Annotated in this window: 14 protein-coding genes; 10 read left to right on the top strand and 4 right to left on the bottom strand. The window is 72.6% G+C overall.

What is annotated here, in order from left to right; translation table 11 throughout:
* The 3 genes from panD (at position 1) to ACLJQF_RS36515 (ending at position 1,801) form a co-directional block, all read left to right on the top strand.
* Positions 1 to 414 (top strand): aspartate 1-decarboxylase, encoded by a 414-nt coding sequence (gene panD / locus ACLJQF_RS36525; protein ID WP_410614836.1) that lies wholly within the window; start codon positions 1 to 3, stop codon positions 412 to 414.
* A gap of 140 nt (positions 415 to 554) precedes the next feature.
* Positions 555 to 1,580 carry an ABC transporter substrate-binding protein gene (locus tag ACLJQF_RS36520; protein WP_410614835.1) on the top strand — a complete coding sequence of 342 codons (1,026 nt, stop codon included), beginning with the start codon at positions 555 to 557 and terminating at the stop codon, positions 1,578 to 1,580.
* A gap of 11 nt (positions 1,581 to 1,591) precedes the next feature.
* Positions 1,592 to 1,801 carry an MbtH family protein gene (locus ACLJQF_RS36515; protein WP_410594715.1) on the top strand — a complete coding sequence of 70 codons (210 nt, stop codon included), beginning with the start codon at positions 1,592 to 1,594 and terminating at the stop codon, positions 1,799 to 1,801.
* 223 nt (positions 1,802 to 2,024) lie between these two features.
* On the opposite strand, the gene ACLJQF_RS36510 is transcribed toward ACLJQF_RS36515, so the two are convergent.
* From ACLJQF_RS36510 to ACLJQF_RS36500, 3 genes are read right to left on the bottom strand one after another with little or no spacing between them, the layout of a single operon-like run.
* The gene (locus ACLJQF_RS36510) at positions 2,025 to 3,776 is read right to left on the bottom strand and encodes an ABC transporter ATP-binding protein (protein ID WP_410614834.1); all 1,752 of its coding nucleotides are present in this window, start codon (positions 3,774 to 3,776) and stop codon (positions 2,025 to 2,027) included.
* Positions 3,773 to 5,443 carry an ABC transporter ATP-binding protein gene (locus ACLJQF_RS36505; RefSeq protein ID WP_410614833.1) on the bottom strand — a complete coding sequence of 557 codons (1,671 nt, stop codon included), beginning with the start codon at positions 5,441 to 5,443 and terminating at the stop codon, positions 3,773 to 3,775. The genes ACLJQF_RS36510 and ACLJQF_RS36505 overlap by 4 nt, the downstream gene beginning before the upstream one ends.
* 51 nt (positions 5,444 to 5,494) lie before the next feature.
* Positions 5,495 to 6,355 (bottom strand): hypothetical protein, encoded by an 861-nt coding sequence (locus ACLJQF_RS36500; protein ID WP_410614832.1) that lies wholly within the window; start codon positions 6,353 to 6,355, stop codon positions 5,495 to 5,497.
* A gap of 57 nt (positions 6,356 to 6,412) precedes the next feature.
* On the opposite strand from ACLJQF_RS36500, the gene ACLJQF_RS36495 reads away from it, so the two are divergent.
* The gene (locus ACLJQF_RS36495) at positions 6,413 to 6,925 is read left to right on the top strand and encodes a DinB family protein (RefSeq protein ID WP_410614831.1); all 513 of its coding nucleotides are present in this window, start codon (positions 6,413 to 6,415) and stop codon (positions 6,923 to 6,925) included.
* Positions 6,926 to 7,260: 335 nt separating this feature from the next.
* On the opposite strand, the gene ACLJQF_RS36490 is transcribed toward ACLJQF_RS36495, so the two are convergent.
* Entirely contained in the window at positions 7,261 to 7,872 is a 612-nt protein-coding gene (locus ACLJQF_RS36490) for a dihydrofolate reductase family protein (RefSeq protein WP_410614830.1), read from the bottom strand.
* Between the two features lie 101 nt (positions 7,873 to 7,973).
* Between ACLJQF_RS36490 and ACLJQF_RS36485 the strand changes: the two genes are divergently transcribed.
* From ACLJQF_RS36485 to ACLJQF_RS36460, 6 genes are all read left to right on the top strand, one after another.
* The gene (locus tag ACLJQF_RS36485; protein ID WP_410614829.1) at positions 7,974 to 8,855 is read left to right on the top strand and encodes a LysR family transcriptional regulator; all 882 of its coding nucleotides are present in this window, start codon (positions 7,974 to 7,976) and stop codon (positions 8,853 to 8,855) included.
* 10 nt (positions 8,856 to 8,865) lie between these two features.
* Positions 8,866 to 9,576: an MBL fold metallo-hydrolase gene (locus tag ACLJQF_RS36480; RefSeq protein ID WP_410614828.1), complete on the top strand. Its 711-nt coding sequence runs from the start codon at positions 8,866 to 8,868 to the stop codon at positions 9,574 to 9,576.
* A 125-nt stretch (positions 9,577 to 9,701) separates the two neighbouring features.
* A complete protein-coding gene (locus tag ACLJQF_RS36475) occupies positions 9,702 to 10,520 on the top strand; it encodes an ABC transporter permease (protein ID WP_410614827.1) in 819 nt (272 codons plus the stop codon).
* On the top strand, positions 10,505 to 11,209 hold the full coding sequence (locus ACLJQF_RS36470; protein ID WP_410614826.1) for an ABC transporter ATP-binding protein: 705 nt from the start codon (positions 10,505 to 10,507) through the stop codon (positions 11,207 to 11,209). Before ACLJQF_RS36475 ends, ACLJQF_RS36470 begins: the two co-directional genes overlap by 16 nt.
* Positions 11,196 to 12,200 (top strand): ABC transporter substrate-binding protein, encoded by a 1,005-nt coding sequence (locus ACLJQF_RS36465; RefSeq protein WP_410614825.1) that lies wholly within the window; start codon positions 11,196 to 11,198, stop codon positions 12,198 to 12,200. Before ACLJQF_RS36470 ends, ACLJQF_RS36465 begins: the two co-directional genes overlap by 14 nt.
* Positions 12,197 to 13,348 (top strand): LLM class flavin-dependent oxidoreductase, encoded by a 1,152-nt coding sequence (locus ACLJQF_RS36460; protein WP_410614824.1) that lies wholly within the window; start codon positions 12,197 to 12,199, stop codon positions 13,346 to 13,348. The genes ACLJQF_RS36465 and ACLJQF_RS36460 overlap by 4 nt, the downstream gene beginning before the upstream one ends.
* Positions 13,349 to 13,360: the final 12 nt, after the last annotated feature.

Below are 13,360 nucleotides of genomic sequence, written 5' to 3'. Positions count from 1 at the left end.
GTGCACCGCACCCTGATGAACGCCAAGATCCACCGCGCCACCGTCACCCAGGCCGACCTGCACTACGTCGGTTCGCTGACCATCGACGCGGAGCTGATGGCCGCCGCGGACATCGTCGAGGGGGAGCAGGTCCAGGTCGTCGACATCACCAACGGCGCCCGGCTGGAGACCTACGCCATCACCGGCGAGCCGGGGTCCGGCGTGATCGGCGTCAACGGGGCGGCGGCGCACCTCGTGCACCCCGGCGACCTCGTCATCATCATCACCTACGCGCAGGTGGAGGAGGCCGAGCGCGCCGGGCACCGGCCGCGGGTGGTGCACGTGGACGCGGACAACCGGCAGGTCCACCTGGGCCACGACCCGGCCGAGCCGGTCCCGGGCGCCATGGCGCAGCTGTCCGGCCGTGGTCGCTGACACAGCACAGTCCAGGCAGTTGCTTTTGACAGGCTAACCTAAATAAGGTGTGCCTAAGTTACTGGTCTGCTGTGACATTCGGGCCTTCGGCCCGGCCGGGGGCTCCGCCACCCGGACCCCCAAAGCCTTGAAAGGTGCTCATGTCCGTGTTCCAAGGCGCTGCCGGGCTCAGCCGGCGTGGATTCCTGATCGGGGCGGGTGGCCTGGCCGCCACCGCGGTCCTCACCGCGTGCGGCAGCGGCGACAAGCCCGCGGCGGGCGCCGCCACCGGCCCGTGGGAGTTCACCGACGACCGCGGCCAGAAGGCGTCGCGCGACCAGCGTCCGGCGCGGGTGGTGGCCTACGCCAGCTCGGCCGCCGCGCTCTGGGACTACGGCGTCCGCCCGGCCGGCGTGTTCGGCCCGCAGAAGACGGCCGACGGCGGCAAGGAGATCCAGGCCGGCAACATCGACCTGAACGCCGTCACCTCGATCGGCAACGCCTGGGACGACTTCAGCATGGAGAAGTTCGCCGCGCTCAAGCCGGACCTGGTCGTCACCGGCCTGACCGGCACCAAGCCGACGGACATGTGGGTGCTCACCGACGACCTCGGCCCCAAGGTGCAGCAGGTCGCGCCGATCGTCGCGCTCTCGGAGTACAAGGTCACGCTGCCCAAGGTGATCGAGCGCTACGCGCAGCTGGCCGTCGCCCTCGGCGGCGACGCGGACTCGGCGATCATGAAGCAGGCCAAGGCGGACTTCGACAAGGCGTCCGAGGACCTGCGGGCCGCGGCGAAGGAGAAGGCCGGACTCAAGGTCCTGGTGCTCTACGGCGACAAGGACGGCCTGTACATCGCCAAGCCGGACTTCTTCGCCGACCTCGCGTACTACCGCGAACTCGGCCTGGACATCGTCTCCGGCGGCGGCAGCGAGGACTACTGGGAGCAGCTGTCCTGGGAGCAGGCGGGCAAGTACCCGGCCGACCTGATCCTGACCGACTCGCGCTCGTACGCACTGCCGCGCGCCCAGATGACGCAGTTCCCGACCTGGAACCAGCTGCCCGCGGTCAAGGCGAACCAGCTGGGCGACTGGTCGGCCGAGCCGCGCTTCAACCACCTGCTCGCCACGCCGGTCATCCAGAAGCTCACCGCGCTGGTGAAGGGTGCCCGCACGGACATCACCGCCTGAGGAGGCCTGCCGTGACCAACCCGTTCGAAGACCCTGCCGGGACGTACCTGGTGCTGGTGAACGCCGAGAACCAGCACAGCCTGTGGCCGGAGTTCGCGGACGTCCCGGCCGGCTGGACGGTCGCCTTCGGCCCGTCCTCCCGCCAGGAGTGCCTGGACCACGTCGAAGCGAACTGGACGGACATGCGCCCGAAGTCCCTGGCCGACGCCATGGACGCCTGACCACCCTCCCGCGCGAGACGCCGGAAGCCTGCGGCTTCCGGCGTGTCGTCCACCCAGTCACGCGTGTCGTCCCTTCAATCACGCGAGTCGACTCCCCAATCACGTGAGTCGTCCCTTCAAACACGTGAGTTCCGCGTACCTGCACGGACGACACGCGTGCCCCGGCGGACGACACGTGTGTCTGGAGGGTCGACACGCGTGATTGGAGGGACGACACGGTGGGTCAGGTGCGCTGACCGGACCAGGCCTCCCACAGCTTCGCGTACCGACCACCGGCGGCGACCAGGTCGTCGTGGGTTCCGGACTCCACGACCGCTCCCTCGTCGAGGACCACGATCCGGTCCGACGCCGCCGCCTGCGTCAGGCGGTGGGCCACCACCAGCGCGGTCCGTCCCTCCAGGGCTGCCGCAGCCGCCGACTCCAACACGCGTGAACCCGCGCTGCCCGCCTCCGCCGTGGCCTCGTCGAGGATCGCGATCGGCGGGTCCGCCAGCACCAGCCGGACCAGGGCCAGCTGCTGCGCCTGCGTCACCGTCAGCTGATGACCGCCTTCGCCGACGACCGTCGCGAGCCCGTCCGGCAGGGACGACGCCCAGGTCAACGCCCCCACCTTGGCCAGCGCGGCCCGCAGTTCGGCGTCCGTTGCCGACGGGCGGGCGAGCCGCAGGTCGTCGGCCAGCGTGCCGGCGAAGACGTGGACCTCCTGGCTGATCAGCCCCACCGTCCGCCGGGTGGCTTCCGGTCCCAGCTCGTCCAGCGACACGCCGCCGAGCGTCACCGAGCCGGTGTCCGGACGGTGGATGCCGGCGATCAGCTTGGCCAGCGTCGTCTTCCCGGCCCCGCTCGCGCCGACCAGCGCCACCCGCTCGCCGGGTGCGACCCCCAGGTCGACGTCGCGCAGCACCGAGTGACCGTCCACATAGGAGTAACCGATCCCGGCCGTCTTCACCGACGCGTCCACCGGCCGTGACGGCTGCGAAGGCGACGCTTCGGCAGGCAGGTCGGCGACGCCGATCAGCCGCGCGAGGCTGGCCGCGGCCGCCTGCGCGTCGTCGACCAGCGCCAGCGCCGTCGTGATCGGGCCGAACAGGCTGTGGAAGTACAGGGCCGCCGCCGTCGCGACGCCGACCGTCACCGCGTCCGCGCCGACCAGCACGAACCCCAGCGCCAGCACCGCCGACAAGCCGACGAACTCCGCCAGGTTGAGCCGCGCGTAGAACCGCGTCACCAGCCGGATTCCCTGCAGCGCCAGCGAGACAGCGGCATCGGACCGTTCGCGCACGCGCGAAAGGTGGGTGTCCGCCAGCCGGAACGCCCGGACCGTCTTCGCGCCGCCGATGGTGTCGAGCAGCTGCTGCTGTTGCGTCCCGACCGCCTCGCGCTGGGCGGCGTACAACGGCTTCGCGCGCGGCACGTACCAGCGCACGGTCCACAGCTGGATCGGCACGGCCAGCAGCGCGGCCAGCAGGAACCGCCAGTCCAGCACGGCCAGCGCGCCGAACGTCAGCACCACCGTCAGCACCGACCGCCCCAGCTCGGGCAGCGCCTGCCGGACGCCTTCGGCGACCACCGAGACGTCGTTCGTCACGCGGGCGGTGAGATCGCCGGACCCGGCGCGCTCGAGCTGTTCGAGCGGCAGGCCGAGAGCGCGTTCGACGAAGCGTTCGCGCAGCTCGGCCAGGATCGTCTCGCCCAGCCGCGCCACCAGCGACACGCCGATCGCGGTCGCCACCGCCTGCGCCACCGCGACGAGCACCAGCCCCACGATCGGGGTGACCAGTTCGGCGGCCGGCTGCCGCGTGGCGACCAGGTCGACGACCCGGCCGAGCAGCGGCGCGGTCACCAGGCCGATCGCGGTGGCCGCGAAGAGCATCGTGAACGCGGCCGCCGCGCGGCCCTTCGCCCGGCCGACGAGCTCGCCGAGGACGGCGCGGATCCGCCGTCCGTCGGCCACGGGGAGGAGTTCGCGGGTCATGACAGCACCGCCGCTCGGTAGTCGGGACGCCCGGCCAGCTCGGCGTGACTGCCTTCACCCGCGACGCGCCCGTCGTCGAGCAGGACGACGCGGTCGGTGGCGGCCAGCAGCGCCGGGCTGGTGGTCACGAGGATCGTGGTGCGGCCGCGCCGCAGTTCGGCGAGACCCGCGGCGATCCGGGCCTCGGTGACCGTGTCGACGGCCGTCGTCGGGTCGTGCAGCACCAGCACCGGCGCGTCGGCGGCGAGCGCCCGGGCGAGCGCGACCCGCTGCCGCTGCCCGCCCGAGAGCGACCGCCCGCGTTCGGTGACGGCGGTCGCGACGCCGTCGGGCAGCGCGCTCGCCACCTCGTCGACGGCGGCCGCGGTCATCGCCTCGGCCGTCTTCGGCCCGGTCTCGATGTTCTCGGCGACGGTCCCGGCGAACAGGTCGGCGTCGTGCGCGGCGACCAGCACCACCTCGCGCACCCGGCTCGGGTCCACAGTGGACAGGTCGATCGAGTCGACCGACACCGAGCCGCCCGTGGGATCGGCGGCGCGGCCCAGGCAGTCGAGGAGGTCCGTCGCGGCGGCCGGGTCGGTGGCCACCACACCCAGCAGCTCGCCCGGCCGCGCTTCGAAGCCGACGTCGCGCAGGGCACCGCGGTTCAGCGCGGACAGCTTCACGTGCCCGGCCGCCGGAACCGGCAGCTTCGCGTCCCCGGCGCCGACGGCCGGGGGCGCGTTCAGCACGTCGGCGATGCGCGCGGCCGACGCCCGGCCCTGCGCGAGCTCGCCGTTCACCCACGAGAAGATGCTGAACGGCGTGATCAGGTACTGCGCCAGCCCGACCGCCGCGACCAGGTCGCCGACGCTGATGTCGCCCGCCGCGGCGAGGTTGCCGCCGACCAGGGCGACCACGGCGATGAAGATGCCGGTGAGCGCCAGCAGCGCGCCGTTGTGCCAGGCCTGGGCGCGGGCCGCCCGCAGCGTCGCCCGCAGCGAGTCCTGGCTGGTCCGGCGGTAGCGGTCGACGGCGGCGCGTTCGGCGCCGACGCCCTTCAGCACGCGCAGCCCGGCGACCAGGTCGGTGGCGACGCCGGAGGCGAACGCCGACCGCTCCTGCTCGGCCTCGCTGCGGCGCTCGAGGGGCTTCCCGATGAGGTGCGCCAGGTACAGCATCGGCGGCGTGCCGAGCAACACGAGCAGACCGAGTGGCAGCGACATGGTGAGCAGCGCGACGGCGCTGACCAGCAGCCCGGCCAGGCCCGCGACGCCGAAGGGCAGGACGCCGTTGACGGTGCCGACGCGCTTGGCGTCCGACGTCCCGATGCTCACCAGCTCGCCGGCGAGGGTGCCGGAGTCGGCCACCCCGCCGGGGTGCAGCACCCGGCGTCCGACGTCGAGGCGGAGGTCGTGGGCCGCGCGTTCGGCGGCGCGCTCGCCGAAGCGGGCGCCCAGGCGGTAGCTGGTCGACAGCGCGGCGAAGAGCACGCCCAGCACCGCCAGCCAGGTCAGCAGCGTGCCCACCGAGCCGCCGGCGACGGCCTGGTCGATGACCACGCCGATCACCACCGGGACCAGTGCTTCGCCGCCTTGGTGGCCCGCGGTCAGCAGCGCCGCGAGCGCCACCGATCGTCGTTGCCCGGCGATCGACCGGCGGAGGACCTGCCGTCCCGTCGTGCTCACCCGCGCCTCCCTCCAGAGCTGGGATAGGTAAGGCTAGTCTAAGTAAAGAAGTTACGGGAACACGGTCGGCTTCGTCTCAGTCCGCGATTCGGTCGCCGGTTCGCCGAACCGGGCCAGCGCGAGCGCGGCCACCACGGCCAGGGCGAATCCGGCGACGGCGACGGCCGCGAAGCCGGGCCGGGTGCGGTCGCCGAGCGCCAGCACGCCGACCAGCGAGGGGAAGATGGTCTCGCCGAGGACCATCATCGCGGTCGAGGTGGTGACGCTGCCGCGCTGCAACGCCGTCGCGTAGAACAGCATCGCCAGCCCGCCCGCGACCGCGACGGTGTAGGTCGCGGGATCGGTGAGCAGGTCGAGCGGCGCGAGGCTGGGGATGATCCGGCCGGCGATGGCGACGACACCGAAGCACAGCCCGGCGACGAGCCCGAGCGCCGGCGTCCGGATCCGGCGGCCCGCCTTGCCCGCGACGATCCCGGCCACCGCGAGGACGGCGACCGCGCCGAGCAGGACGAGCCGGAAGCCGAGCCCGACGGGATCGGACCCCTCGCTTTCGGCGGCGGCGCCGAGCAGGGCGAGCCCGGCGCACACGACCCCGATGGCAGCCCACTCCCTCTTGCCGAGCCGCACCCCGAGGAACCGCGCGGCGACGGCGGTCACGGCGAGGCTCGCGGCGAGCGCGGCCTGCACGACGAACAGCGGCAGCACGTGCAGGGCGGCGATCTGCGCGACGAACCCGAGGACGTCGAGGAAGAGGCCGAGCACGAACTTCCACTGGCCGAGCACGCGGACCAGCAGTTTCGGGTCGACACCGGCGGCCCCGGTATCGGTGGCCCGTGCGGCGACCGACTGCATCACCGAAGCCACGCCGTACGCGCATGCCGCGCCCAGGGCGCAGAGCAGTCCCCACCACATGCTGATCACTCTATTCGCCGGACCGGTTTTGTCGGACCGGTGCGGTACGGTGCGGCCATGTCGAACACGAGTTCGAAAACACGCCGCCAGTGGCCCGCCCCGCTGGCGGCCGACGAGCTGCGTCTGTTGCTGGATTTCCTGCAGTTCCTCCGCGCGACGGCGGTGAACAAGCTGGCGGGGTTGTCGCCGTCGCAGGCCGCGGCGACACCGCTGCCGGCTTCGCCGCGGATGAGCGCGCTGGGGGTGCTGAAGCACCTGACGGCGGTGGAGCGCTGGTGGCTGTCGATCGAGGCGGGCGGGGCGGACGTGCCGTCGCTGTGGGTGGGAAGCCCGGACCCGAGCTGGGACGTGGGCCCGGACGACACCCCACTGTCGGTGGTGGCGGCGTACAAGGCGGAGTGGGCGCGGGCGGAAAAGGCGCTGCGCGGGCTGGGCCCGGACGACCGGACCCGGCGGCGGTCGGAGTTCACGGTGCGGTGGGTGGTCGCGCACGTCGTGCAGGAGACGGCGCGGCATGTGGGGCATCTGGACGTGCTGCGGGAGCTGGCGGACGGGGAGGTGGGTGAGTGACCGGCGAGTGAGCGGGTGGCGGCGGGTGGGTGGGCGAGGGGGAGGGGGAGGGGAGGTTGCGTATCGGCCGGGCAACTCCGGCCTGAATGCAGCACGATCCCGCAGCGAGCAGCGAGCAGCGAGCAGCGAGCAGCGAGCAGCGAGCAGCGAGCAGCGAGCAGCGATGCGGCTCCGCGGCGAACCGGGCGCTCCCGGTGCCGGCGCACGCCCCGGTCCACTTCGGCGGAGAACATGCCCAGCCCGACCGAGGTCGGCAGGGAGCCGTCGAACAGCAGCGCAGCCTGGACGCGAAGGCCACGACCACCGCGCCGAGTGCGAAAACCGCGCCCGCGACCTCACCGGGGCACGCGATACCGCAGGTGCGTGACCGAGGCCGTCGCCCGCGAGTCCACCTGCTCCAGGTTCAGCGGCCCGACGCCGTCGAACAGCCGGACGCCGTCGCCGAGCGTGTACGGCGCGACGTGCAGCCGCAGCTCGTCGATCAGGCCCGCGGCGAGGTACTGGTTGACGGTGGTCGCGCCGCCGTGGACGGAGATCCCGCCCTCGCCGGCTGCTTCGCGCGCGCGGGCCATCGCCGCCTCGATGCCGTCGGTGACGAAGTGGAAGGTGGTGCCGCCCGCCATCGGCTGCGGTTCGCGCGGGTGGTGGGTGAGCACGAAGACCGGGCCGTGGTAGGGCGGGTTGTCGCCCCACCAGCCCGTCCACGGCCGGTCCCACTCGCCCCGCACCGGCCCGAACATGTTGCGCCCCATGATGAACGCCTTGGCCGTCAGCATCCGGTCGAACTCGGCCGGGTGCTCGTCGCGGCCTTCGCCGTACCAGGCGTGCAGCTTGTCGCCCCAGCCGTCGCCACCGTCGTCGCCGAACGGGCGCTGTTCGGTCTGGTGGTGCCCGGCCGCGTATCCGTCGAGGGTGATCGTGAGGTCGCAGGTCACCTTGCCGGTCATGTCCGTGTCCTCCTCGGTCGGCTGCTCCGGACCAGGATGGACCGGACATCACATGACGTCCAATGTCAATCGGGCCGAGGACTCATTGATATTCTCGATGAATGCTGAACCTGGTCCAGCTCAAGGTCCTGGCCGCGGTGGCCCGGCACGGCTCGGTGACCGAGGCAGCGCGGGAACTCCACTATTCGCAGCCGTCGGTGAGCCACCACCTGGCCCGCTTGGAAGCGGCCACCGGCGTCCGGCTCGTGCAGCGGGCCGGCCGCGGAATCCGCCTGACGCCGGAAGGCCGCCTGCTGGCCGACCGCGCCGCCGAAATCGCCGGACGCGTGGACGCGGCGGCCGAAGAGCTGGCCGCGCAGGTCGGCCTGCGGGCCGGGCGCGTCCGGTTGGCCGCCAACGCGTCCGCGCTGAGCACCCTCGTGCCGAGAGCGGCCGCGTCGCTGGCCCAGGACCACCCGGGGCTCGAGCTGAGCCTGGTCGACCGGCATCCCGTGGAAGCACTGGACATGCTGCGCCGCGGCGAAATCGACGTCGCCCTCGTCTTCCAGCACGCCGGCGCCCCGCTCGAGGAGGAAGGATTCCGCTTCCGCCACCTCGCCGACGACCCGATCCACCTGATCAGCCGTCGGCCGGGCGAAAGCCTGGCCGACCACCGCGGCTCCGCCTGGATCGGCGGGTGCGACCGGTGCCGGGCGGAGCTGACGGCCGTCTGCGCGGGGGCGGGTTTCAGCCCGCGCTTCGGCTCGCTCAGCGACGACATGGTCGTGGTGCAGTCCCTGGTCGCCGCCGGCCTCGGCGTCGCGATCCTGCCCGGGCTCGCGCTGGAAGCCCACCGCCGTCCCGGCATCCACGCCACCGAACTCCCCGGCGTCCACCGCCGCATCCACGCGGCCACCTACGGCGACCCACCGGACCCGCCCGCGGTGGCCGCCGTCCTGGCCGCGCTCACCCAGGCCGCCGCCCCGGTATCGAGTGCGCCGTAGGGTGTCCGGCATGACTGATCGGCTCTACTTCCGGCAGCTGCTCGCCGGGCGTGACTTCGCCGTCGGCGACCCCGTCGCGACGCAGATGGTGAACTTCGCCTACCTGATCGGCGACCGTGAAACCGGCGACGCCGTCATCGTCGACCCCGCCTACGCGGTGCGGGACCTCCTCGACGTCCTGGCGCAGGACGGCATGCGGCTCACCGGCGTGCTGGCCACCCACCACCACCCCGATCACGTCGGCGGCGAGATGCTCGGCTTCTCCCTGCCCGGGATCGCCGAGCTCCTCGCCGTCGAGCAGGTGCCGATCCACGTCAACGGCGCCGAGACCGAGTGGGTCAAGCGGGTCACCGGCGTCTCCGGCACCGACCTGCGCGCGCACGACCACGACGACGTCCTCGAAGTCGGGGCCATCCCGATCCGGCTGCTGCACACGCCCGGGCACACGCCGGGCAGCCAGTGCTTCCTGGTCGAGGACAAGCTCGTCTCCGGCGACACGCTCTTCCTGGAAGGCTGTGGCCGCACCGACTTCCCGGGCGGCGACGCCGACGAGATCTACCGCAGCCTGCAGGCGCTCGCCGGCCTGCCCGGGGACCCGGTCGTCTACCCCGGGCACCAGTACTCGGCCGAGCCGTCGGCCGCGCTGTCCGAGGTCAAGCGCAGCAACTTCGTCTACCGGCCGCGGTCGCTCGACGAATGGAAGGTCATGTTCGGCGGCTGAGCCAAGTCGTTCCACGGGGTGAAACACGGGGCGTTCACGGAGTGGGCGCCGATTGACTTCGCGTCCCACTCCCCGGATGGTCGGGACCACGCAATCCCGAAAACGTCCCCTCCCGGGAGAAATCCGTGTCGATTTCCACTACGGGCGTGCTCACGCATGCCCGGAAACGCGCCGCCGGGCCGCCGCGCAAAGCCGTGCGGCGGCCCGATCTCCGGCGCTGGATCAGCCCGGTGGTGCTCCTCGCCGCCTGGCAGGTCGCCAGCGCCACCGGCGTCCTGCCGCCCGACAAACTGAGTGCACCGTGGACGGTCGTGCAGGCCGGCGTCGAAGCCGCGCGCAGCGGCGAACTCGGTGCCGCCTTCGCCGTTTCGCTCGGCCGGGTCGGCGCCGGCTTCGCGCTCGGCGCGGTCGCCGGCGTCCTGCTCGGCATTGTCTCCGGGCTCTCCCGCTGGGGCGAAGCCCTGGTCGACCCGCCGGTGCAGATGCTGCGCACGCTGCCGTTCCTCGGCCTGATCCCGCTGTTCATCCTGTGGTTCGGCATCGGCGAAGAGACGAAGATCGTGCTGGTCGCCCTCGGGGTGGCCTTCCCGCTGTACCTCAACGTCCACTCGGGAATCCGCGGCGCCGACCCGGCGCTGGTCGAAGCATCCCGGGCACTGGGTTTCAGCCGCGCGGAACGGCTCTGGCACGTCGTCCTGCCCGGCGCGCTGCCGCAGACCCTCGTCGGGCTGCGGCAGTCGCTCGGCCTCGCCTGGCTCGCGCTGATCGTCGGCGAGACGGTCAACGCCGACGCCGGCGTCGGCTACCTCATCAACAACGCGCGGGAGTTCCTGCGCACCGACGTCGTGGTCGTCGGGCTGGTCCTGTACGCCCTGCTCGGCCTGGTCACCGACGCGCTGGTCCGGCTGCTCGAACGGAAGGTGCTGCGGTGGCGAACCCGGTAGCCGAGGTCCGCGGCCTCACCAAGCGGTTCGGCGACCGGACCGTCCTGTCCGGACTGGACCTGACCGTCGGACGCGGCGAATTCGTCGCCCTGCTCGGCCGCAGCGGGTCGGGCAAGTCGACACTCCTGCGGGTGCTCGCCGGCCTCGACGATGACGTCGAAGGTGGCGCGGAAGTCACCGGGACGGTCTCGGTCGCGTTCCAGCAGCCGAGACTGCTGCCGTGGCGGAAGGTCTGGCGCAACGTCGTCCTCGGCCTGCGCCAGGACGGCGTCGCGAAGTCCCGCAACCGGGCGCTCGCCGAGAAGGCCCTGGCCGAAGTGCACTTGGCCGACCACGCCGACGACTGGCCGCTCACGCTGTCCGGCGGCGAGGCCCAGCGCGTCTCGCTGGCCCGCGCCCTGGTCCGCGAGCCCGACCTGCTGCTGCTCGACGAGCCGTTCGGTGCCTTGGACGCGCTCACCCGGATCTCCATGCACAGCCTCGTGCAGGACCTCTGGCAGCGGCACCGGCCGGGTGTACTGCTGGTGACCCACGACGTCGACGAGGCCCTGCGGCTCGCCGACCGGGTCCTGGTGCTCGACGGCGGCCGGATCGTGGCCGCGCACCGGCCGCGCGAAGCCGCCGGCCACGACGACCTCCGCCGCCGCGTGCTGGCCGACCTGGGAGTGACCGAAGATGCTGTGGCGTAAGGGAATACTCGCAGTTGCGGCGGCTCTCGCCGTGTCCGCGTGCGGCACGGCAACCGGCGACGCTCCGGTGCCGGCGACGGTGAGCGCGGCCGACCTGGCAAAGGTGACGCTCAAGGTGGGCGACCAGAAGGGCGGGGTGAAGTCCCTGCTCACCGCGGCGAACCTGCTGCAGGGGACGCCGTACAAGGTCGAATGGGCCACCTTCACGTCGGGCCCGCCGCTGCTGGAAGCCGCCTCGGCCGGCGCGATCGACACCGGGCGCGTCGGCAACACGCCGCCGATCTTCGCGGCCGCCGCGAAGGCGAAGATCAAGGTGATCAGCGTGTCGCGCAGCAACGTCGAGCGGGAAGCCGTGCTCGTGCCGCCGGACTCGCCGCTGCAGGACGTCGCCTCTCTGAAGGGCAAGACGATCGGCGTCGCGAAGGGCTCCTCCGCGCACGGGCAGCTGCTGAACACGCTGCACAACAACGGGTTGTCCACCAAGGACGTCAAGCTGAGCTTCCTCCAGCCGTCCGAGGCGTATGCCGCGTTCACCCAGCACGCCATCGACGCCTGGGCGATCTGGGACCCCTACACCGCACAGGCGCAGATCGAGGCCCACGCCCGGGTGCTGGCCGACGGCCGGGGCGCGTCGAACGGCCTGGGCTTCCTGGCCGCGAGCACGGCCGCGCTCGGCGATCCGGGCAAGAACTCCGCCCTGCGCGACTTCGCGGTGCGCGTGGTCAAGGCGCAGAAGTGGGCCGACACGCACCGCGAAGCGTGGGCGCAGGCGTGGGCCAAGGAGACCGGGCTGAAGCTCGAAGTCGCCCGGAAAGCCGTCGAGGCGGGCCGCGACCGGCCGATCGTGCTGGACGACTCCGTGGTGGCGTCCGAACAGCAGCTCGCGGACGCCTTCACCGACGAGAAGACTCTGCCGGGCAAGGTGGACTTCGCCGCCTTCGTCGACCGGCGGTTCGGTCCCGAACTGGACCAGGCGAGGAGCAACGGATGAGTGTCAGGCTGCACTGGTTCCTGCCCACCAGCGGTGACGGCCGCACGATCGTGGAACGCTTCCACGCCAACCGGTCCGCGGGCCCGGCCGCCCAGCGCGACCCGGACCTGGACTACCTGGCCCAGGTCGCCCGCGCGGCCGAGCGGCAGGGCTTCGAAGGCGTCCTGACACCGACGGGCACCTGGTGCGAGGACGCGTGGCTCACCACGGCCGCGTTGATCCGGGAGACGACCCGGCTGAAGTTCCTCGTCGCGTTCCGCCCGGGCGTCATCTCGCCGACCCTGGCCGCGCAGATGGCAGGGACGTTCCAGCGGCTTTCGGGCGGTCGTGTGCTGCTCAACATCGTCACCGGCGGTGACGCGGTGGAGCAGCGCCGCTTCGGCGACTGGCACGACCACGACGCCCGGTACGCCCGCACGGACGAGTTCCTGACCATCGTGCGCGGGGTCTGGTCCGGCGAGCCGTTCAGCTTCGAAGGCGAGCACCTGCGCGTCGAAGGCGCGACGACGCTGGCCGCACCGGACCCGGTGCCGCCGATCTACTTCGGCGGCTCGTCACCGGCCGCGCTGCCGGTCGCGGCGCGGCACGCCGACGTCTACCTGACCTGGGGTGAGCCGCCCGCGCAGGTCGCCGAGAAGATCGGCAAGGTGCGGGAGCTGGCCGGGGACCGGCCGATCCGGTTCGGCGTCCGGCTGCACACGATCTCGCGCGACACTTCGGCCGAGGCGTGGGCGGAGGCGCAGAAGCTGCTCGACGCGCTGAGCCCGGAGCAGGTTGCGAAGGCGCAGGCGCAGCTGGCCGCGAGCGAGTCGGTGGGGCAGCAGCGGATGGTGGCGCTGCACGGTGGCCGGACCGACGGCAGTGTCCGCGGGCTGGAGATCCACCCGAACCTGTGGGCGGGCGTCGGCCTGGTCCGCGGCGGCGCGGGCACCGCGCTGGTCGGCAGCCACGAAGAGGTCGCGGACCTGATCGAGGAGTACCACAGCGTCGGCGTGAGCGAGTTCGTGCTGTCGGGCTATCCGCACTTGGAGGAGGCGTACTGGTTCGGTGACGGCGTCCGGCCGGAGCTGGCCCGGCGCGGCCTGCTGGCCGGCGTCCCGGCCCTGCACCGGCCGGCGCACCCGGAGCGGAACGTCTCCGCGCTGTAGCGGTGGTGCGGG

It is taken from the genome of Amycolatopsis sp. lyj-109 (assembly GCF_046548995.1).
Taxonomy (GTDB): domain Bacteria; phylum Actinomycetota; class Actinomycetes; order Mycobacteriales; family Pseudonocardiaceae; genus Amycolatopsis.
The sequence above is the reverse complement of the archived record's forward strand: the minus strand, read 5'-3'. Positions and strand labels throughout refer to the sequence as shown.